The organism is Gardnerella sp. KA00255, assembly GCF_049244095.1.
GTDB lineage: Bacteria > Actinomycetota > Actinomycetes > Actinomycetales > Bifidobacteriaceae > Bifidobacterium > Bifidobacterium vaginale_F.
In genome coordinates this window covers 707,687-728,432 of record NZ_CP058374.1, presented here as the reverse complement: position 1 = coordinate 728,432, position 20,746 = coordinate 707,687, and the positions used below count along the sequence as shown (strand labels likewise).

Annotated in this window: 17 protein-coding genes; all 17 read left to right on the top strand. The window is 41.6% G+C overall.

Annotated elements, in window-relative coordinates; genetic code table 11:
• Positions 1-19: 19 nt before the first annotated feature.
• The 17 genes from HXT51_RS02900 to fusA all read left to right on the top strand — a co-directional run bounded on the left by HXT51_RS02900 (position 20) and on the right by fusA (position 20,666).
• Positions 20-427, top strand: a complete 408-nt coding sequence (locus tag HXT51_RS02900; protein ID WP_103084871.1) for an FKBP-type peptidyl-prolyl cis-trans isomerase — start codon at positions 20-22, stop codon at positions 425-427.
• Between the two features lie 31 nt (positions 428-458).
• Positions 459-938 (top strand): GreA/GreB family elongation factor, encoded by a 480-nt coding sequence (locus HXT51_RS02895; RefSeq protein WP_103084872.1) that lies wholly within the window; start codon positions 459-461, stop codon positions 936-938.
• 389 nt (positions 939-1,327) lie between these two features.
• Positions 1,328-2,191 carry a division/cell wall cluster transcriptional repressor MraZ gene (gene mraZ / locus HXT51_RS02890; protein ID WP_421776739.1) on the top strand — a complete coding sequence of 288 codons (864 nt, stop codon included), beginning with the start codon at positions 1,328-1,330 and terminating at the stop codon, positions 2,189-2,191.
• Positions 2,191-3,252 (top strand): 16S rRNA (cytosine(1402)-N(4))-methyltransferase RsmH, encoded by a 1,062-nt coding sequence (rsmH, locus tag HXT51_RS02885; RefSeq protein WP_103084874.1) that lies wholly within the window; start codon positions 2,191-2,193, stop codon positions 3,250-3,252. The genes mraZ and rsmH overlap by 1 nt, the downstream gene beginning before the upstream one ends.
• Complete coding sequence (locus HXT51_RS02880) at positions 3,253-3,993, top strand: hypothetical protein (protein ID WP_421776738.1); 741 nt, start codon at positions 3,253-3,255, stop codon at positions 3,991-3,993. It abuts the gene before it with no gap.
• Positions 3,993-5,837: a peptidoglycan D,D-transpeptidase FtsI family protein gene (locus HXT51_RS02875; RefSeq protein ID WP_103084875.1), complete on the top strand. Its 1,845-nt coding sequence runs from the start codon at positions 3,993-3,995 to the stop codon at positions 5,835-5,837. Before HXT51_RS02880 ends, HXT51_RS02875 begins: the two co-directional genes overlap by 1 nt.
• Before the next feature lie 27 nt (positions 5,838-5,864).
• Entirely contained in the window at positions 5,865-6,899 is a 1,035-nt protein-coding gene (locus HXT51_RS02870) for a UDP-N-acetylmuramyl peptide synthase (protein ID WP_103084876.1), read from the top strand.
• Positions 6,900-7,020: 121 nt separating this feature from the next.
• Positions 7,021-8,700, top strand: coding sequence for a UDP-N-acetylmuramoyl-tripeptide--D-alanyl-D-alanine ligase (locus HXT51_RS02865; RefSeq protein WP_421776737.1), 1,680 nt, complete (start codon positions 7,021-7,023; stop codon positions 8,698-8,700).
• A complete protein-coding gene (gene mraY / locus HXT51_RS02860) occupies positions 8,697-9,800 on the top strand; it encodes a phospho-N-acetylmuramoyl-pentapeptide-transferase (RefSeq protein ID WP_103084878.1) in 1,104 nt (367 codons plus the stop codon). The genes HXT51_RS02865 and mraY overlap by 4 nt, the downstream gene beginning before the upstream one ends.
• A gap of 53 nt (positions 9,801-9,853) precedes the next feature.
• The gene (murD, locus tag HXT51_RS02855; RefSeq protein ID WP_103084879.1) at positions 9,854-11,404 is read left to right on the top strand and encodes a UDP-N-acetylmuramoyl-L-alanine--D-glutamate ligase; all 1,551 of its coding nucleotides are present in this window, start codon (positions 9,854-9,856) and stop codon (positions 11,402-11,404) included.
• Positions 11,397-12,938 carry a peptidoglycan glycosyltransferase FtsW gene (locus tag HXT51_RS02850; RefSeq protein ID WP_421776736.1) on the top strand — a complete coding sequence of 514 codons (1,542 nt, stop codon included), beginning with the start codon at positions 11,397-11,399 and terminating at the stop codon, positions 12,936-12,938. Before murD ends, HXT51_RS02850 begins: the two co-directional genes overlap by 8 nt.
• Before the next feature lie 121 nt (positions 12,939-13,059).
• Positions 13,060-14,253, top strand: a complete 1,194-nt coding sequence (locus HXT51_RS02845; protein WP_421776735.1) for a UDP-N-acetylglucosamine--N-acetylmuramyl-(pentapeptide) pyrophosphoryl-undecaprenol N-acetylglucosamine transferase — start codon at positions 13,060-13,062, stop codon at positions 14,251-14,253.
• A gap of 110 nt (positions 14,254-14,363) precedes the next feature.
• Positions 14,364-15,974 carry a UDP-N-acetylmuramate--L-alanine ligase gene (locus tag HXT51_RS02840; RefSeq protein WP_421776805.1) on the top strand — a complete coding sequence of 537 codons (1,611 nt, stop codon included), beginning with the start codon at positions 14,364-14,366 and terminating at the stop codon, positions 15,972-15,974.
• A gap of 172 nt (positions 15,975-16,146) precedes the next feature.
• Entirely contained in the window at positions 16,147-17,340 is a 1,194-nt protein-coding gene (locus HXT51_RS02835; RefSeq protein WP_421776734.1) for a cell division protein FtsQ/DivIB, read from the top strand.
• A gap of 308 nt (positions 17,341-17,648) precedes the next feature.
• Positions 17,649-18,020, top strand: a complete 372-nt coding sequence (rpsL, locus tag HXT51_RS02830) for a 30S ribosomal protein S12 (protein WP_003813881.1) — start codon at positions 17,649-17,651, stop codon at positions 18,018-18,020.
• A gap of 3 nt (positions 18,021-18,023) precedes the next feature.
• Positions 18,024-18,494: a 30S ribosomal protein S7 gene (rpsG, locus tag HXT51_RS02825; RefSeq protein WP_075523050.1), complete on the top strand. Its 471-nt coding sequence runs from the start codon at positions 18,024-18,026 to the stop codon at positions 18,492-18,494.
• 42 nt (positions 18,495-18,536) lie between these two features.
• A complete protein-coding gene (gene fusA, locus HXT51_RS02820; protein WP_103084882.1) occupies positions 18,537-20,666 on the top strand; it encodes an elongation factor G in 2,130 nt (709 codons plus the stop codon).
• Positions 20,667-20,746: the final 80 nt, after the last annotated feature.

Sequence of the window (20,746 nt, the reverse complement as noted above, 5' to 3'; positions counted from 1 at the left end):
AGTTCATAAAGGAGGCAAAATGGTACAGGATATGCCAGAAGTACTTGCAGAATTTGGTACTACGCCAACGGTGACGTTCCCAACGTCTGAGCCGCCGGCTGGGCTTAAGATTGTTGAACTGGTTGAGGGCAATGGTCCTCTTGTTCGTGCTGGAGACACTGTGACTGTAAATTATCATGGTGTTGTGTGGGGTTCTGATAAGCCGTTTGATTCCAGTTTTGCTCGTCATACTCCTGCAAGTTTTGGTATTGGAGTCGGTCAAGTAATTCAAGGTTGGGATCGTACTGTTCCTGGCCATAATGTTGGTTCGCGTTTACTTGTTTCTATTCCTCCTGAGTGCGGATACGGAGATTATGGTGTACCTCAGGCTGGAATTCCTGGCGGCGCTACGCTCGTATTCGTTATTGATATTATTTCTACTCGCTGAAATTGCGTGAGAGTTGAGTTAGGAGATTGCTATGGAAGAAGAAAAGACGATTTTGTTAACGCAAGAAGCGTATGACAAGTTGAAGGAAGAGTTAAATTATCGCGAAGGAAAATATCGCGAAGAAATCACTGAGCGTATTGCTGCAGCTCGTGCTGAAGGCGATTTGTCTGAAAACGGTGGTTATCAGGCAGCTCGCGAAGAACAAGGCAAGAATGAAGGTCGTATTAACGAGCTTATTGTTAAGCTTCGTAATGCGAAAATTCTTGAAGCTCCTGAGGATGGACTTGTTGGAAATGGCTCGTTAGTGGTTCTTGAATTAGCTGGAACTGAGATGACTTATGTAGTTGGTTCTCGAGATATTGCTGTTGCTACTGAGTATGATGTTGTAAGCCCTGAGTCTCCAATCGGCGCTGCTATTATGGGCGCTCATACGGGAGATACAGTGACTTATTTCACGCCTAATGGTCGTCAGATGTCTGTGACGATTAAAAGCGCTCATCCAATGTCCTGAAATAATAATCTCTTGAAAGCAATAATGTCTTGAAATAATAATTTAGATATTTAAATATTTAGATATTATTTGTTTTAAGTAAAAACGACATTCGCTATATGCGGGTGTCGTTTTTTTTGTAAATTTCTTGCTATTCGTTAATTCTTAATTTTTTGTTTAATGAATAAAATCTAATGATATTTTTGCAAATTTTTATGATTTTTATTCATTTTATATAGGAATTTCATCTTCTAATAACGTGATTCCATTTTTGTTCATATTAATAGTGGTAAATCCTCCCAAAAAAATGTATTTTTTTACAAAAAAGTGGGGATTTTAGGTGAAGGGTGGAGTAGAATGGTGAGCATTGTGCACGTGGCATAGCGCATATTATTTAAGGAGGTGGAAGTATGGTACGTAATGCAAATCGTAAAGAACCGCAGAATAATGCCAATTCTTCCTCTGAAAATATGTCTGATGCCGTTCGTGATGCTCAGCAAAAGCAGATGCCACTGCCTAATCAAGAGCAGAGTGAATCCAATAATCGTGCCAATAATCAAAGCTATGTAGCTTATTCTCAAGGCTATTCAATTCCTTCAGCGCAATACTATTCGCAACAAGTTCCTCAGCAGGCTTTTACCACTCCTTTGCCTTCTGATCCTTCTTATATGTATTACGCTCAAGGAAATCAGCCTCAGCAATTTGCTCAGCCTTATGTTGTGCAGCCTTCTCAAGTGCCACAAATGCCTCAGCAATCTACGCAGCAAGTGCCACAAGCTACGCAGATGCCGTTGCAAATGCCGCAGATGGCGCAACAGATGCAACAACAAGCGATTTCTCCTGTACTTTTAGGAACTTATACGCCAAAAATTGACGGTAAGGGTCGTGTTGCATTACCAGCTAAATTCCGCGCTCAATTAGGAACTGGTTTTGTGATGGCTAAAGGCCAAGAGCGTTGTGTTTACGTGCTTCCAATGCAAGAATTCCAGCGTATTACAGCTCAGATTCAGCGCACTTCAATGAGCAATAAATCAGCTCGTGATTATTTGCGCGTATTTCTTTCTGGAGCTGTTGATCAAGAGCCAGATAAGCAAGGTCGAATTGTTGTTCCTCCAATGCTTCGCGAGTATGCAAATCTTGGCGACGAAATTGTTGTTATTGGCGTTGGTACGCGTGCTGAGATTTGGAATAAGACTGCTTGGAACGAGTATCTTGCAGATCGTGAACAAGGGTATTCAGATATTGCAGATGACGTATTGCCGGTGGTGATGTGATGACTGATCTTACCACCATTCACGAGCCGGTTTTATTACAAGAATGTGTTGATCTTGTTGCTCCAGCATTGAATCATGAAGGTGCTGTAGTTGTTGATTGCACTCTTGGTCTTGCTGGTCATGCAACAGCCTTCTTGAAAGCTGCTCCTGCCGCAACCCTTATCGGTATTGATAGAGATGCAGAAGCTCTTTCATTAGCTACTGAGCGTATGCGCAATGAGGGTCTTGAAAATCGCTTTATTCCAGCTCACGCAGCATTTGATGAAGTAAGCGATGTTTTGCGCGCGAATAACATCGACTATATTGATGCTGCTTTTATGGATCTTGGATTATCAAGTTTGCAAATCGACGAAACAGATCGCGGTTTTTCATACTCTCACGACACTGTTCTTGATATGCGAATGGATGTATCTCAAGCAACAACTGCCGCAACTATTTTAGCTAATTACGATGTTGATAGCCTTGTGAAGATTTTCCGCGATTATGGAGAAGAACGTTTTGCTGCTCCTATTGCTAGAAAAATCGTTGCAACTCGCGATGCTAATCCTTTAACTACTTCTAGTCAGCTTGTTGATTTAGTAGATAGCGTTATTCCAAAGGCTCATCGTGCTCCAGGAAATCCAGCTAAACGCGTATTCCAAGCTTTAAGAATTGAAGTGAATGGCGAATTGGATAAGCTTGCTCGCACTTTGCCTCAATTGACTTTGAATCTTCGTAAGAATGGTCGAATTGTTGTTGAATCTTATCATTCTTTGGAAGATATTACTGTTAAGCGCTTTATGAATCAGGGTTTAACAGTTGATGTTCCAGATAATATGCCTGTTATTCCGCCTGACGCTCAGCCGTTCTTTGCTTCTTTAACTCGCGGAGCTATGAAAGCTTCTTATGAGGAAATAGCTCGTAATACTCGTTCTTCATCTGTTCGTTTGCGTGCTGTTGAGTTGCAACGTGAATTACCTGATCGTTGGATTAAGCGCTTAGAAAATGAGGCTTCTGGTCTCTTATCTTTCGATGGAAAGTCTGCTTCTAATCGCGCTAATCGAAGCAAAGGAGGTAGATAAATGGTGAAATTCTCAGCACTAAAGAATCGTTTGCCACGAATGTCCTCCTCTGCTTCTTCTGCTCCTGCAGGTCGTTCGTCTGAAAAAGATGCGCGCAATCGCAGTGATTACTCAAGCTCAGCAAGTCAATCTCATTCTCGTTTTGAGAATAGCAAAGCTTCTATTTTAGATCACTTTAATAGGGTTATTGCTTGGAGCAATAGGAGTATGGTTCCGCTTTTTAACATAGTTATTATTGTTGTTTTCTTTGTTACAACATTAACAATTTCTTTGTTAATTCGTACTCGCATGACTGAGATTTCTTTTGCTCAAGCGCAAGTTCAGGAACATATAGTTGAACTTCGTCAATCAGTTGAGGACAAGCAGACAAAATTGGATTCGTTAGAAGCGCAATTGCCTGTTAGAGCTCAAAAAATGGGCATGATTCCTCCTAAAGACACTATTGCAATTGATCTTAGTGATTATGCGAAAAAGGGCGATAAGACTAAGTCAAAGTCTAAGGACGATAAATCTAAGGGTGATAAGTCCAAGGTTGATAAATCCAAGGGCGATAAGTCAAAGTCAAAGAATGACAAGACTAAATCTAAGCCTAAGGAAAATAAGCCTAAGAACGACAAGTCCAAGACTGATAAATCTAAGGCCAAGAACGAAAAGTCCAAATCCAAGAACGACAAAACTTCAAATAAAACTTCATCATCAAATACTAAGCAGCAACAACCAGCAAAACAGGAGAAACGATAATGCTTAAAGCTATTAAGAATTTCCTATCTCGCTATAGTGTATTTACTCGTAAATGCATGGTAATTATGGTACTTTTTGTGTTCCTCGCTGCAGGAGCAATAATTAAGCTTAGTTCTACGCAAATCGTGAATGCACGTTCAACTGCTGAAGCTGCACAGGAAGAGCGTAGTAGAGTTCGCCCTATATTGGCCCGTCGCGGTCGAATCCTCGACGCTAATGGAGCAGTTTTGGCACAAAGTGTTGAGCGATACAACATAATTGGTGATCCTTTGAATGCTCAAGCGTTTAAACCTACTCCTTGCAATGCTCAAACTAAAGGTAATTGCCATTCTATTGATGGAAAGCCTGTTGAAGGCACTGGTGCTGTAGCAGTTGCTCGTTTGCTTGCTCCAATTTTGCATATGTCTTCTATGGAAATCGGCGGAAAATTAGCCGGTACTGGTCGCTATATGCTTATTAAGCGCAATGTAACTCCTGAAGACAAGCGTAAAATCGACAATTTAAATTTGTCTGGCTGCATTTATGCAGAAAAAAGTAGCGAGCGCGTGTATTCAAGCGGTCATATTTTAGGCTCTCTTATAGGCGCAGTTTCCGATATTAGTGAAACAGATATTAAGGATACTAAAGGTCGTAAGGGTGATATTGGCGTTGCTGGTCTTGAATTAACTCAAGATAAGCAATTGACTGGTGTTGATGGATATCAAAGCTATCAGGGTAATAGCACTGGTGCTCAGCGCATTCCAGGAACTGTTCTAGAAACGAAGCCTGCTGTTAATGGCAATGACATTAAGCTTACGATTGATAGCGATGTCGATTGGTATGTTAAAAAAGCTTTGATGGATGGCAAGAAGAGGTACAAGGCTGCTTGGGGAATTGCAGTTGTTCAAGATATTCATACAGGCGAAATTCTTGCTATAGAAGATACAGATAATATTGATGCAGGTACTGTAAATGCTAAGCGCGTTGTTTCTCGCGCTGTTAGCCAAACTTTCGAGCCTGGTTCTGTTGGAAAAGTTTTTGCAATGGCCGGAATGGTTCAATCTGGAGCTAGAAAGCTCGACGATAAATTCTCTGTTCCTGGAAGCATTAATGTAAATAATCAGCAATTCCACGATTCTCACGCTCACGGTGTTGAACGTTTAACTTTAGCTGGAATTTTGCAGCAATCTTCTAACGTCGGCATGATTCTTGCTGGAGAAAAGTATCCAAACAATAAGCGTTATGAATTCCTTTCAAGATTTGGTATTGGACAATATACTGGTTTGAATTTGCAAGGCGAATCCCGTGGTATGTTGCCAAGCGTTCAATCTTGGGATATTCGTAAGCAGAATACTGTTTTGTTCGGTCAGGGATATGCAACTAACGCTTTGCAAGTTACTAACGCTATCGCAACTATTGCTAATAAAGGCGTAAGGCTTAAGCAGTCTATTATTAAGTCTGTGATTGATCCTAACGGCAATGTTAGTGAGCATAAGAGGCCAGAAGGAACGCGCGTTTTAGATGAAAAAGTAGCTGCGCAAATGCTTAATGCAATGGAAAGCACTGCTGAGTTCTATAATAAATTTGTGTCTGTTGATGGATATCGTATCGCTGCTAAGAGTGGTACTGCAGAAGTAGCTGGTGGAGCAGGTAGGAGCCTTACTTCTATTGTTGCTGACTGCGCTGGAATTATTCCTGCAGATAATCCTCGATTTGCCATAACAGTAGTATTTAGAGATCCTGAAGGGACGTTCGGCGTTTATACTGCAGGTCCAGTACTTAAGTCTATTGCTGGATTCTTAATGCAAAAGTATGAAATTCCAGCGTCTACTCGTCGATCTAATGCTATTCCTGTTAAGTGGTGAGTGTTATTTATAAATGCGAGTATAAATATGAATGCTGTTGATGAATTTTCAAGAACGAGAGTGACTTTAGGCTATGCAGCTGAGAACTATGGTTTTGAAGTAGTGCCGTCGTTTGCTACTGATGTTACTGTGACTTCTTTTGCTGACGATGTACGCAAAGTACGTCCTGGGTCTTTATTTGCTCCGACTTCTCATGTTGATCGTCGTCAATTAGAGGCTGCTCGTGATGCTGGAGCGTATGCTGCTTTAGTTCCTCCAGAATTGAGATCTGAAGCTAATAATATTGGTTTGCCGCTATTAGTTTCTTCACCAAATCCTGTTGCTTTCGGAAAACTCGCATGCGATATTAATAACGATCCTTCATCGTGTGTTGCTACGTTTGCTGTAGCTGGTGATGATGACGATGATATATATGCTAACGTTATACGCTTAGCAGATTTCCTCCATATGCTTGGAAATCCTATTGGCATTATTAGCGCAGCAGGATCTTCGTCGCTGCAGCGTGATTTAGCTTTAGAGTATCCGCTTGGTATTGCTGATTTACAGCATAATTTGTCTGTTTGCGTGGAAGATGGTGCTGCTGCGGTTGTTATTGCTTTGAATAGTGCAACATTGCAAAAAGATGCATTGCAATCTGTGAATATAGATGTTTTGGGTGTTGAAAGTGAAGAAAAGCGTAAGGTTTCTATAGTGCCTAAAAATCCTTTAGAAATCCCAACTCCTCCTGAAGATTCACATTCTAATATTTCTTCTTCAGAAAATGTGAATGATAAAAATGAGTTGTTAAACGGCAAGGATGATGAAGTTCTAATAAAGAAAGTTGATGTAAAGCCTGTTGTAAGCTTCTATTCTTTGCAACAACGCTATGGTTTTTATTGCCGTGAACGTTCTTATTGCATAACTAGAAGCAAGGAATCTGACGAATTAGCTCAATTAGATGATCAAATTGGAACTAAAGATTTGCAGCGTCATTTATCACTTTCAATAGCAATGGTATTGGCTGCAGGAGTTAGACGTGGAACAATTAAAAGTGCTCTTCGTGTGTCGCATGAATTGCATTGATTATGCTTGTGAAAGTTGGAAATTAATAAGTTGAAATTTTGTTGCGTTACGATGGCTAAAGTTACGATTGCTAAACTTGCGATAGCTAAGCTTACGATAGCTAACGTTATTAGGAGGATTGATGGCTTGCTGCAAAGGCACTGATAAGAGCGAATCTCATGCTGAAATGATGCGCATGAGCATAAGTGAAATCGCTCAAGCGGTGCACGGTGTTGTTAATGTCGACAACGCGTATGATTGTGATCAAGTTTTTGCAATTGCTACATGTAGCGATTCAAGAGAAGTTCATGAAGGCTCATTATTCGTAGCTTTTCGCGGAGAACGCGTAGATGGTCATGATTATGTGAACAAAGCTGCAAAATCTGGGGCTGTTGCAGCGATTGTAGAACATGTTGTGCCGGATGTGGATCCTAACTTTGCTCAGATTGTTGTTGAAGATTCAGTAAAGGCTTTAGGATTGCTTGCAAAACATAATATTGAGCGTCGTAGAGAATGTGATTCTGAGTTCAGCATAGTTGGTGTAACTGGATCAGTCGGAAAAACTACTACTAAAGATATGCTTCACGCTTTGCTTTCAACTTTAGGTGAAACAGTTGCGCCTGTTGGATCATTTAATAATGAAATAGGTCTTCCTTTAACCGCCTTACGTGTTGGCGAAAATACACGATTTTTAGTTGCTGAAATGGGAGCTAATCATGTTGGAGAAATCGCATATTTAACTAATATCGCTCCTCCTGATATTGCTATCGTCTTAAAAGTTGGAGTTGCTCACTTGGGCGAATTTGGCTCTGTAGAAAAAATAGCACAAGCAAAAAGTGAGATTGTACAAGGCTTAGTTCCTCACGGTGTGGCTGTTTTGAATGCGGATGATAGTCGTGTAGCTGCTATGCAATCTTTAGCTGATGAAGATAAAATACGTTGGTTTGGAATTAAAAATAAAAAATCACAGTATTGCATTATTGCTGAAGATGTGAATTTAGACGAATACGGTTGTGCTTCAGCTGTATTTAAAGAGTTTAATGCAAGTGAATCTGGCGTTAGTGAATCTGAGTCTAGTGAATCTGGCGTTAGTGAATCTAAATCGCATGAATCTAGCCAAAATATTCATCTTTCAATCCAAGGTGAGCATAATATTATGAACGCTCTTGCTGCAGCAAACGTAGCCAGATATTTTGGCATGCAGTGGAGCAGCATAGCTAGCGTATTGAAGAATATTTCTCATATAAGCCCCCATCGTATGCAAATTTCAACTGTTTGCAAAAATAATCAATCTTTTACTCTTATTGACGATTCTTTTAATGCCAACCCTGATTCAATGAAGGCAGGTATTAACGGATTATACGCTTATGAGAATAGTTGCAATCACGATACAGAGATTTTCAGAATTGCTGTTCTTGGTTCCATGTTAGAGCTTGGAAAAGATGAAAATATTCTCCACGAAAATATAGGAGAATACGCTATTGAGCACAATCTTGATGCTGTAATTGCAGTTGGGTCTAGTACTTCTAAAGATTTAGATAATTTAGCAAAATATATCTATGAAGGTGCTAAAAAAGCTTGCGATAATCTTCCAGAAAATTCTTCAAAAGTAGAAGTATTTTATGCGCATGATGTGAGTGAAGCCGATGAAACAGTTTGGTCGCTTGTTGCGCAACATTCGCGTAGTGTAGTGTTATTAAAAGGATCTCATGCATCTGGTTTGAGTGCGTTGGCTGAAAAGTGGGATTCTTTGCAATCTCTGCCTGAGAAAACTAAGGTTGAGGATTGCAAAGCCTGTGAACAAATGGAGGTTAAGCGTTGATTGCTCTTATAGTGGGAATCGTAGTGTCATTGTTAGTAACAATCATTGGCACTCCTCTTTTGATTCGCTTAGTTAACCATTTGCATTACGGGCAATATATTCGTCAAGATGGTCCACAATCGCATAAACTTAAGCGTGGAACTCCAACAATGGGCGGTGTTGTTATAAATCTGTCTGTTGTTGCTGGGTGGGCTGCTTCAGCGCTATATCGTTATATTTCTGTTAATCGTGCTCCTTCGTGGTCTGCAGTTCTTGTATTATTTGCCATGCTTTCAATGGGCTTGCTTGGATTTATAGATGATTTCGCAAAAGTTCGTAAAAAGCAGAATTTGGGTCTTTCGGTAGGCGCTAAACTCACTGGTCAGATTATTTTCGCAAGTTTATATGCTTTGCTAGCTCTTTTGCTTCCAACTCCTTCAGGATTCCCAAGTGCTCAAATGGGCATGAGTTTTATAGAAAAACCATTCTTTAGTTTTTCTATTTTTGGAAGTGTAATAGGAACAATCGTATTTATTATTTGGGTTAATTTCCTTATGGCAGCATGGTCAAATGCTGTGAATTTGACTGATGGTTTGGACGGTTTAGCTTCCGGATCTTCAATGATTGCTTTTACTGGATACGCTCTTGTAGCTTTTTGGGAATCATACCATGTTAGAGGCGGAGTAAGGCCTGGATTCTCTTATGCTGTTTCAGATCCTCTTGACTTAACTATTATTGCTGTTTGCGCAGGAGTTGCATGCTTCGGATTCCTTTGGTTTAATTCAAATCCTGCTCAAGTATTTATGGGCGACACCGGTTCCTTAGCTTTAGGCGGATTATTTGCCGCGCTATCAATCGCAACTCATACAGAATTTTTAGCAGTACTTTTAGGCGGTTTATTCGTTATAGAAACAATGAGCGATGTTATACAAGTTGGATGCTTTAAGTTAACTCATAAGCGAGTATTTAAAATGGCTCCAATTCATCATCACTTTGAACTTGCTGGTTGGACGGAAACTAAAGTCGTTGTTCGTTTCTGGATGATTGAGCTTATGTTCGTGCTTTCTGCATTGATGTTATTCTATGCGGATTGGGCTGGACGTACAGGATTGTTGATTTAATCAAAATCTTTAAAAGTATGTTATTAATTTAAAGTAATTTAAGGATGGCGAATATGGAAGGCGTTTCTAAAGATTGTCGTAGTGAATTCCAATTCCATAAAGTTCTTGTTGCTGGTTTAGGTGTTTCAGGCCGTGGTGCCGTTGAAGTTTTGCGTGCAATAGGTGCAACTCCTATTAGTGTGGACGAAAATAAGCCTGACGCAGATTTGCATAATTTTAATGAAATTAATTGGTCGGATATCGATGCTGTAGTAACGTCTCCAGTTTTTAATCCTCGTACGCCATTTTTGCAAGAAGCTGCAAAACGTAATATTCCTGTAATGAGCGAAGTTGAGCTTGCTTGGCGTATTCGCGTAAACTCACAAAAAACTAATTCTCCTGCATTATGGGTTGGTATTACTGGTACTAATGGAAAAACGTCTACTACAGAAATGACGTCTTCTATGCTTTGCGCATGCGGTTTGAACGCTCCTGCGGTTGGAAATATTGGTCAATCTGTATCTCATGCAGCTTTAGAAAAAAATCATGATGCATTATGCGTTGAGCTAAGCTCATTCCAATTGCATTTCACAGATTCTTTAAGTCTTGATTGTGCGGCGATTACTAATATTGCTGCTGATCATTTAGATTGGCATGGTGGCATGGATGCGTATGCCAAAGATAAATCTAAAGTTTTTAATCGCGTAAAAAAAGCGCTAGTTTATAATGCTCAAGATTCTAGAGTTACAGCTTTAGCTCATGAAGCCAAAGTTGGAAATGGTTGCAAGCTTGTAGGTTTTACTTTGGATTCTCCTAAAAGTGGAGAAATTGGCGTTGAAAACGGATGGATTGTAGATAGAAGTGGAATTTCTGGTAAAGAAATAGGCGAAGCTAACAAGATTGTTCTCGTCAAAGATTTAAAGCATTTATGCGAGCCAGACGGCACGATTTATCCGCATCTATTAGCTGATGCTTTAACTGCATTAGCTTTAACTCTTGGATTAAATGTAGACCTTAGTGAAGCAGTTCAAGCGTTATGCGAATTTGCTCCTGGAGGGCATAGGATTCAAACAGTTGCAACTTTTGAATCTCAAGATGGACTTTTTGAACATAGTATTCGTTTTGTGGATGATTCTAAGGCTACTAATGCGCATGCTGCTGCTGCTTCGTTGTCAAGTTTTGCTAAAAAATCGGTTGTTTGGATTGCTGGTGGATTAGCAAAAGGTGCTCATTTTGAAGATTTAGTTTCTTCTCAAAAAGATATTATTAAAGCCGTTGTTGTTATTGGCACAGATCAACGTCCTATTATTGAAGCTTTGCATGCTTCAGATGCTGATATTCCTGTTTCAATAGTTTCTCCGGACGGATCCTCTGTATGCTCTTATGAAAAAATAGATGATTCTTTGCTTAAAACTATTGAAAATAATCCTGTAATTGCTTCTAGTGCATCACTAGGTGAGAATGTTATGCACAACGCTGTGGAAGCTGCTGCTAGCTACGCTAAGGCGGGCGATGTTGTGCTTATGGCTCCTGCCTGTGCTTCAATGGATCAATTTATTTCTTATGCAGACCGCGGTAATCGTTTTGCTAAGGAAGCTCAACGATGGGTACAAAATCATGTCTAGCAACAAGTTATCTAATATTTTGAACGCTTTGAAGCGTGGTGTTAGTGGTGTTGCTAGGAATGTTGGTAAGAATGTTAGTAGCGCTGCTAAGAATGTTAAAAACAATATTGAGAATATTGGAAATAATATTGGGAATGACATCGGCAACAATATTGGATTAGGCAAAAATAAATCTAATAAAACCAATAGCAAAGATAATAAAACTTATAAATCCGATAAAACTAGCAAATCCGATAAAACTTATAAAAAACCGCGAAAGTCAGCTTTTAGTAAATATATCGGTGTGCGCAGTATTTTTAACCCGGTATGGTGCTTGTATGGCCTGCGTTTATCTATAGCTGTTCTTTCAGTATTCGGCGTTTTTATGGTTATTTCTAGTTCGTCTGTGACGTTAATTAGTAATAATCTTTCACCGTGGGCACAGGGCTTAATGCAAGGCCGTTTTTGCATTATTGGATTCGTAGCGTATATTGTTTTAGCTTGTATGCCGCCTAATTTTTATAAGAAAAAAGTAGGCGTTATATACATAGTTGCTGTTGTAATGCAAGCTTTGACTTGGATGCCAGGTTTAAGGCACGAAGTTAATGGTAATGCTGGTTGGATTAAGATTGGACCTATTACTTTACAGCCAGCAGAAATCACTAAACTTGCTTTGTGTATCTGGCTGCCGATGGTATTAATTGCTGCTGCAAAGCGTTATAAACATATTGGTTTTAAAGCTTATTGGCCGGTTCTTTCAAGTCTTGCAGTACCGCTTTTGCTTATTGTTGCTGGTAAGGATCTTGGTACTGCGCTTATCGTAATTTTTATAGCATTTATATCTTTCTTTATTGGCGGATTCCCTATAAAAGGTCTTTTAACAATTACTTTATTAGCTGCGCTTGGCGTGTTGTTAATGGTTGTAACAAGCCAGAATCGTATGCGAAGAATTTTTGCTACTCTTTATGGTTGCGATGCTAAAGATATTCGCGGAGTTTGCTTCCAATCAATACACGCTCAATACGCTATGGCTTCTGGAGGATTTCTAGGAGTAGGTATTGGTAATTCTCGTGAAAAATGGAATTATTTGCCTTACGCGCATAATGATTTTATTTTTGCAATTATTGGCGAAGAAATGGGATTCTTAGGTGCCTCTATTGTTATTGCGCTTTATGTTGTTATTGGATGGTGTTTGATTGTTTCCGCTATAAAATCGCGCAGTAGATTTATTTCTATGGTTCTTGTGTGCATTGCGGCTTGGATTGTTGGTCAGGGTTTGGTGAACATTCTTGTTGTTGTGCAATTATTGCCTGTTATGGGCGTTCCTATGCCGTTTGTGTCTGCAGGTGGATCATCGCTTGTTATGTGTTTGGCTGCAGCTGGAGTTGCGGATTCGCTAATACGAGCAAATTTGCGCACGCTTATATCTGATAGTTCAGTCGATGGCACTTTTAGCACACGTGCATTTAGCTCAATAGCGGACGGTCCAAATGCGGATGGGTTGAATGCAGATGGTCTAAATGCGGATGGTCTAAATAAAAAAGGATTACATTAAATTAAAGATTTAGTATGAGATTTAGAAAAATCTAATGTGAGATTTATTTGGAAATCTAGTGTAAAATATTAGGAAGTTTTGTGATATTTCCATTGTGTTTCAATGTGGATTAGGGGTATCAATGGTAGCAAGTATTAAATCGCATGCGCATATAGTTCTAGCAGGAGGCGGAACTGCAGGGCACGTAAATCCGCTATTAGCAGTAGCAGATGCCATAAAAGAGCGTGATGAAGATGCTTTAATTAGCGTTATAGGCACTGCTGTCGGCTTGGAAAAAGATTTAGTTCCTAAAGCTGGATATGAGCTTGATGTTATAGAAAAAGTACCTTTCCCGCGTAAGCTGAATATGGACATTATCAATTTCCCATTTAAGTGGTTACGCGAGCGCAAAAAAGTGCGTGATATTTTAATCTCTCGCAAAGCTGACGTTGTTGTTGGTTTTGGAGGATATGCTTCAGCTCCGGTTTATGTTCAAGCGCATGCACAGAATATTCCTATTGTTGTTCACGAGCAAAACGCAAGAGCTGGTATGGCAAATAAATTAGGCTCTAAATGGGCTGCTATGGTTGGATCAGTTTATGAGTCAACTGGACTTAGAACCAAGTCTGGCGTTAGTGTTGAAAGAGTTGGTTTGCCTTTGCGTCCTGCGATTTCGCAATTGTGCATTGAACGTTCTGCTGATTGTTATGCTGCGCGCGTAGAAGGTGCTTCGCATTTGGGATTAGATCCTTATCGTCCAATAATACTTGTTACTGGTGGTTCTCTTGGTGCTGCAAGTATTAATCGCGCTGTTGCATCTGCTTCCGATGATCTACTTAAAGTTGCACAAATCATACATCTAACGGGTCGAGGAAAAGCAGAATCAGTTAGAGCGTTAGTATCCGTGCATTCTAGTTCTTCGAATATTAATGATATTAAGCCTGAACATGCAGGTCTTGGGGATTATCATATAGCGGAATATTTAGAGCGAATCGATTGGGCTTTTGCGTGTGCTGATTTAGTTATTTGCCGCGCTGGTGCTGGTACCGTGGCAGAAATTTCAGCTCTTGGATTGCCTGCAATATATGTTCCTTTGCCTATTGGTAATGGCGAGCAGCGCTTTAACGCACAACCTGTTGTTAATGCTTCTGGTGCTGTTATGGTAGAAGATTCTGATTTTACGGATAAATGGCTGAGAACTGAAGGCGTGAAGTTGTTAAGCGATAAGAATCGCTTAGAAGATATGCGCGATAAATCGTGGAGATATGGCATTCGTAATGCTGCAGACGTTATGGCACAGAGAATTCTTGAAATAGTTGAAGAAGGAAGAAAATAATTATGAGCGAAATTGCAAGTGGTAATCCTGCTAATGGGGATGCTGTTGATTCTATGAATGGGGATGCTGGGAATTCTGTTGATTCTGTAGATACAGTGCGTCAAAATTCTATGGATCCTGTGCGTGAAGCTTTCGATTCCAATCAAACTATATCTTCCTTAGGGCGTGTTCATTTCATCGGAATCGGCGGATCCGGAATGAGCGTTCTTGCACAAATGCTTCATGAAGATGGTGTGGAAGTAAGCGGCTGCGATCGTGAAGAAAACGATCATACTAAGCATTTTCGCGATTTGGGAGTCAAAATTTATATAGGTCAGTCAGCTTCACACGTTCATGACGCAGACGTAATTGTCTATTCGAGCGCGATTAAGCCTACTAATCCAGAGATTGTTGAAGCTTTCAATAAAGGCGTGAAAATAGTTCACAGAAGCGATATTTTATCTTTGCTTCTAAGAGAAAAGCGCGGAGTTACTGTAGCTGGAGCGCATGGTAAAACAACCACTAGCTCATTGCTGTCTCATATTCTTACAACTCAAGGCGTGGGGGAGTTAGCTGACCCAAGTTATGCTATTGGCGGATCGATTCAAGCAGATAATGGTGCTGTATTGGATGGGGGTCATGCTGGATCTGGATCTGTAATGGTTGCTGAAGCTGATGAATCTGACGGTAGCTTTGAAAAATATCACCCTTATATTTCTATCGTCACAAATGTTGAAGCAGATCATTTAGATCATTATGGTAATGCTGAAAATTATCGTGCAGCTTTCGTAAAACATCTTTCTAACGCTGAAAATCATATAGTTTTGTGTGCTGACGATGAAGGCGCTCGCATGGTATTGGAGAAGTTGCCTGAATCTTTGCTTTCTAAGACTATTGTTTACGGATTGGCAAAAAATTGGCCTAATGAAGTAAGTAAGCGTGTTTCTGATTCTGTTTTGTTTGCTGGAATTGAGCATGAAGATGAGAAAGCTGGTAGCGGTAAAGAAGTATTTTCATTGAAGCTGCCGGCAAAGATTGCTGGCTGTGGGTGTGCTCGTGTTGATGGTGGTTGTGAGTGTGCGTGTGTTGATGGCGAGTCTGCGTGTGTTGATGGCGGTTGTGGGTGTGCGTGTGTTGATGGCGATAATGCGCGCGTTTTGCCTGTAAGTTTAATGATTCCAGGATTGCATAATGCTCGTAACGCTTCTGCGGCTATTATTGCGGCAATACTATTGGGCTTAGATCCTGATCTTGCCGCCAAAGGTGCATCGGATTTCCGTGGTGCTTCTAGACGATTTGATATTCGCGGATGTGTTAATAACGTTACTGTAGTAGACGATTACGCGCATCATCCTACTGAAATTGAAGCTTTACTTAAGGCCGCTCGTAGAAAGTACCCTGATTCTAATATTAGAGTATTATTCCAGCCGCATTTGTTCTCTCGCACGCGTTCGTTTGCTCACGAATTTGCTTACGCTTTAAGTTTTGCGGATGACGTTATTGTTACTGGAATTTTCCCTGCGCGCGAAAAGCAAGAGGATTTCCCAGATATTCATGCCGATACGATTGTTAATGCTTCTCATGAAGACGGTTTGAAAACTCGCATCGAAGCTGTAGAAGATATGAATGAGGCTGCTGAGATTTTGAGTAATCGCGCTAAGTCTGGCGATGTTCTTTTTACTGTTGGAGCAGGAAGTATTACTAATATGACATCTGTTATGCTTAAAGGCTTGAGTTTATAATAGAAAAATTATGGCTTGTGTAAGGTCTTGTGTAGTTCTTATGTAAGGTTTTATGTAGGTTCTTATGTAGGGTTTATGTAGGGTTTATGTAGTTTCTTATGTAGGGTTTATGTAAGGTTTTATGTAAGATTAAGTAAGTCTTGTAATAACACTAAAGATACGTAGGTATGGTATGTCGCGTACGATATTTGGCAAATCTAATGATGACAATTCTCGAAAACGTAAGTCTTCGATTCGCAGAACTGTTTCTAATGCTGCTGGAAAAGAATTTGATACGCCTGTAAAACCTAGAGTTAGGGTATCTAAAAGTAGTTTATGGACTTCGAATAAAGATTCTGGGATTGTGGATTCTGGGGCTGCGAATTCTGGGGCTGATTCGTATAATTCTTCTAGTTCTGTCTCAAAGTCTGCCTCTAAGTCTGCTAGGTCTGCTTCCAATTCGTCTAATTCTGCTTCAAAGTCTAATTCCTCTAAAAGCGAAAATTCATACTCTTCTAGCGCATCCCAATTTTCGGCTTTTGTAGATGCAAGAAAATTAGCTGTTGCGGATTTTGCGTCCAAAATACTTTCTGGAACTATCAGCCCATTAGGCGTAGTTTCTCGTCCGAAAGTTATTGACTTTAAAGATCGTAAAAAAGAACGCACTTCTGTAAAAGTTCGCACAATTGCAATCAGAGTTTTATACGTATTGATTGCGCTTGTAGTAATATCGTCTTTAGTATGGCTGCTATTTTTATCCCAAGTTTTCCGGTTAGAAAAAGAAAATATCAGCATTTCTGGGGCCAATGAATGGGTGAGCGAAAAACGAATTTCAGATATCGCTTCAGGTCAAATCAACAAATCCTTATTCTTGGTATCCTCGCAGGATGTGACTAACCAGTTGAATGATATACCTGGTGTTACAGAAGCAAAAGTCAAAAAAGAATTTCCAAAAAGCCTAAAAATTACTGTTATTTCTCAAAGGCCAGCTGCAATGCTGAAAACCAAATATAACGGAAGTTTAACAGCTGTTGACGTTAAAGGGCGTGTGCTGAACGTGGTCACGAATGCTTCGATTCAGGGCATACCGGTTATAGAAGTTAATGATGTGAATAAGGGCTTGAATACTAGAGCTGTTTTAGAAGCAATAAAAGTAGTTAGCTCGATGTCTGAGTCTTTAAGAGCGAAAATAACTAAAGTCAGCGCGCAAACTCAGGATTCTGTAAAAACTCAATTAGGTACTCCTGGCAGAGTTATTGTTTGGGGAGATTCATCTGATTTGAAATTGAAAAATGCGATTGTAGAGAAAATCATTAACGATCCAAGTAAGATTGGCAACAAAACACAGTTGGATGTTTCTGCTCCAACGCGGCCGATACTTAAGTGATGCTGGGACTAATTGGTATTAGATTTTTTGTTTCGGATTTTTCTCTCGGTTTTGGTATCGGATTTTTTGTCTTAGCTTGTTGTATAATAGTAATTCGTGTGTGCCAACGGCGTGCCTTATGTTATAGGCGTGCGTGTTGGGATATCCCAAGTGCTGAAGATAGCGCGCAGTAATGTGTGGCTGGAGGCGCGAGGGCCATCGGGCCGGTGGACTGTGGCTTTTACTTCTTAACTGATTCATGCGTTAAGGTGTGCTGCAGTGTGGCGGTTTCACCAAATAGAAGATATCAATGAATCGGAGAACTTAAGTTGCCTACGATTGAACAACTCGTCCGTAAGGGACGTCAGGCCAAGCCAAAGAAGTCAAAGACTTTGGCCTTGAAAGGTAGCCCGTTGCGTCGTGGCGTGTGCACCCGTGTGTACACCACCACTCCTAAGAAGCCAAATTCCGCGCTTCGTAAGGTTGCTCGTGTGCGCCTCAGCTCGGGTATTGAAGTAACCGCCTATATTCCAGGCGAAGGTCATAACTTGCAGGAGCACTCCATCGTGCTCGTGCGTGGTGGCCGTGTGAAGGATCTCCCAGGTGTGCGTTACCACATCGTGCGTGGCGCATTAGATACCCAGGGTGTCAAGGACCGCAAGCAGGGTCGTTCCCTGTATGGAGCAAAGAAGGCGAAGTAAAACATGTCACGTAAAGGACCTGCAAAAAAGCATCAGTTGCTTCCTGATCCAATCTACGGCTCGACCGTCGTGGCTCAGTTGATTAACAAAATCCTTCTCGATGGTAAGAAGTCCATCGCAGAAAACATTGTCTACACCGCTCTCGAGCAGGTGAAGGCAAAGACCGAGCAGGAGCCAGTTTCTGTTTTGAAGCGTGCTCTTGATAACATTCGACCAAGCCTTGAGGTTCGTTCCCGCCGCGTCGGTGGTGCAACCTACCAGGTTCCAGTTGAAGTTAAGCCTGCCCGTGCAAACACTTTGTCCCTCCGCTGGCTTACCGACTTCTCCCGCGCACGTCGTGAGAAGACAATGGCTGAGCGTTTGGCTAACGAAATCCTCGATGCCTCCAATGGCTTGGGTGCTTCTGTGAAGCGTCGCGAAGATACCCATAAGATGGCAGAGGCCAACAAGGCCTTCGCTCATTATCGCTGGTAATCCACAAGATATTCGGTATCGTAAAGAGCTAAGGAAAAAATTATGGCACAAGATGTGCTTAACGACCTGAATATGGTTCGTAACATCGGCATCATGGCTCACATTGATGCTGGTAAGACTACCACCACCGAGCGTATTTTGTACTACACCGGTAAGAACTATAAGATCGGTGAAACGCACGATGGTGCTTCAACCATGGACTTCATGGCACAGGAGCAGGAACGCGGTATTACTATTCAGTCCGCAGCAACTACCTGCTTCTGGAAGCGTCAAACCCATGACACTGATGATCGTTACCAGATCAACATCATCGATACACCAGGACACGTCGACTTCACCGCTGAGGTGGAGCGTTCTTTGCGCGTTCTTGATGGTGCTGTTGCTGTTTTTGATGGTAAGGAAGGCGTGGAGCCTCAGTCTGAAACCGTATGGCGTCAGGCTGATAAGTACAGCGTCCCACGTATCTGCTTCATCAACAAGATGGATAAGCTTGGCGCTGACTTCTATTACTCCGTCAAGACGATCAAGGAAAAGCTTGGCGCAACGCCACTTGTTATTCAGCTCCCAATCGGTGCTGAAAATGACTTCCTCGGCGTTGTTGACTTGATTCGTATGAAGGCTTACGTCTGGAATGACGTTAAGGACGATATGGGTGCTCACTATGACACCGTTGACATTCCTGCAGATTTGCAGGAGCGTGCAGAACAGTATCGTGCTGAGCTTATGGATCAGGTTGCTGAAGCTGACGATGAGCTGGTTGAGAAGTATCTCGAAACCGGCGAACTTACTGAAGAAGAAATGCGCGCTGGTATCCGTAAGCTTACCATTGAGCGCAAGGCCTTCCCAGTAACTTGCGGTTCTGCATTCAAGGATAAGGGTGTTCAGCCAATGCTGGATGCTGTTGTCGACTTCCTCCCAAGCCCAGAAGATGTTCCATCTATTAAGGGCTTCAAGCCAGGCGACGAATCCGTTGAAATTGACCGTAAGCCAGTTAATACTGATCCATTCGCAGCTTTGGTCTTCAAGATTTCAACCCATCCATTCTATGGAAAGCTCGTGTTCGTGCGCGTTTACTCTGGCGAAGTAAAGCCAGGCGATTCCGTGTACGATTCCACGAAGTCCAAGAAGGAACGCGTTGGTAAGATCTTCCAGATGCATGCCGATAAGGAAAATCCTGTAGATTCAGCTGAAGCTGGTAACATCTACACCTTCGTTGGTTTGAAGAACGTCAGCACTGGTGATACTTTGTGCGACGAAAAGAACCCAATTTCTTTGGAATCCATGACATTCCCAGATCCTGTTATCGAGGTTGCTGTGGAGCCAAAGACGAAGGCTGATCAGGAAAAGATGAGCTTGGCTTTGGCTAAGCTTTCTGATGAGGATCCTACATTCCAGGTTAAGACTGATGAGGAATCCGGTCAGACTTTGATTTCCGGTATGGGCGAGCTTCAGCTTGACATTATCGTTGATCGTATGCGTCGTGAGTTCAAGGTCGAAGCGAACGTTGGTAAGCCACAGGTTGCTTACCGTGAGACGATTCGTAAGGCTGTTATGAACCAGGAATACACTCACAAGAAGCAGACCGGTGGTTCTGGCCAGTTCGCAAAGGTTTTGATGAACTTCGAACCTCTCGACACAGAATCCGGCGAAACTTACCAGTTCGTCAACGAAGTTACCGGCGGCCACATCACCAAGGAATTCATTCCTTCAATCGATGCAGGCGTGCAGGAAGCTATGGAATCCGGCGTTTTGGCTGGCTTCCCAGTTGTGGGCGTAAAGGCAACCGTCACCGACGGTCAGACCCACGATGTCGATTCTTCGGAAATGGCCTTCAAGATTGCAGGTTCCATGTGCTTCAAGGAAGCTGCTCCTAAGGCTAATCCGGTAATTCTCGAACCAATTATGGCCGTCGAAGTCCGTACTCCAGAAGAGTACATGGGCGACGTTATGGGCGATTTGAACTCTCGTCGCGGTAACATCCAGTCTATGACTGATGCCACTGGCGTGAAAGTTATCGATGCCAAGGTACCGCTGAGCGAAATGTTCGGCTACATTGGCGATCTTCGTTCCAAGACTCAGGGCCGCGCAATGTTCACCATGCAGATGGACTCTTACGCGGAGGTTCCGAAGGCCGTTTCGGACGAGATTATTAAGGCTCAGCGCGGCGAATAAAGCGCACGCTACTTCGGTGTTTTCTGTCCCCGGTCAACGTTAGAATTTCTAAGTTGACTGGGTTCTGGCACCGAAGTGGC

Coding starts and splice junctions, on each gene's coding strand:
- HXT51_RS02840 (WP_421776805.1), top strand. CDS start 14,364: ATGGATCCTGTGCGTGAAGCTTTCGATTCCAATCAAACTATATCTTCC.
- HXT51_RS02895 (WP_103084872.1), top strand. CDS start 459: ATGGAAGAAGAAAAGACGATTTTGTTAACGCAAGAAGCGTATGACAAG.
- fusA (WP_103084882.1), top strand. CDS start 18,537: ATGGCACAAGATGTGCTTAACGACCTGAATATGGTTCGTAACATCGGC.
- murD (WP_103084879.1), top strand. CDS start 9,854: ATGGAAGGCGTTTCTAAAGATTGTCGTAGTGAATTCCAATTCCATAAA.
- rpsG (WP_075523050.1), top strand. CDS start 18,024: ATGTCACGTAAAGGACCTGCAAAAAAGCATCAGTTGCTTCCTGATCCA.
- HXT51_RS02875 (WP_103084875.1), top strand. CDS start 3,993: ATGCTTAAAGCTATTAAGAATTTCCTATCTCGCTATAGTGTATTTACT.
- mraZ (WP_421776739.1), top strand. CDS start 1,328: ATGGTACGTAATGCAAATCGTAAAGAACCGCAGAATAATGCCAATTCT.
- HXT51_RS02900 (WP_103084871.1), top strand. CDS start 20: ATGGTACAGGATATGCCAGAAGTACTTGCAGAATTTGGTACTACGCCA.
- HXT51_RS02870 (WP_103084876.1), top strand. CDS start 5,865: ATGAATGCTGTTGATGAATTTTCAAGAACGAGAGTGACTTTAGGCTAT.
- HXT51_RS02845 (WP_421776735.1), top strand. CDS start 13,060: ATGGTAGCAAGTATTAAATCGCATGCGCATATAGTTCTAGCAGGAGGC.
- HXT51_RS02865 (WP_421776737.1), top strand. CDS start 7,021: ATGGCTTGCTGCAAAGGCACTGATAAGAGCGAATCTCATGCTGAAATG.
- HXT51_RS02850 (WP_421776736.1), top strand. CDS start 11,397: ATGTCTAGCAACAAGTTATCTAATATTTTGAACGCTTTGAAGCGTGGT.
- rsmH (WP_103084874.1), top strand. CDS start 2,191: ATGACTGATCTTACCACCATTCACGAGCCGGTTTTATTACAAGAATGT.
- HXT51_RS02835 (WP_421776734.1), top strand. CDS start 16,147: ATGTCGCGTACGATATTTGGCAAATCTAATGATGACAATTCTCGAAAA.
- HXT51_RS02880 (WP_421776738.1), top strand. CDS start 3,253: ATGGTGAAATTCTCAGCACTAAAGAATCGTTTGCCACGAATGTCCTCC.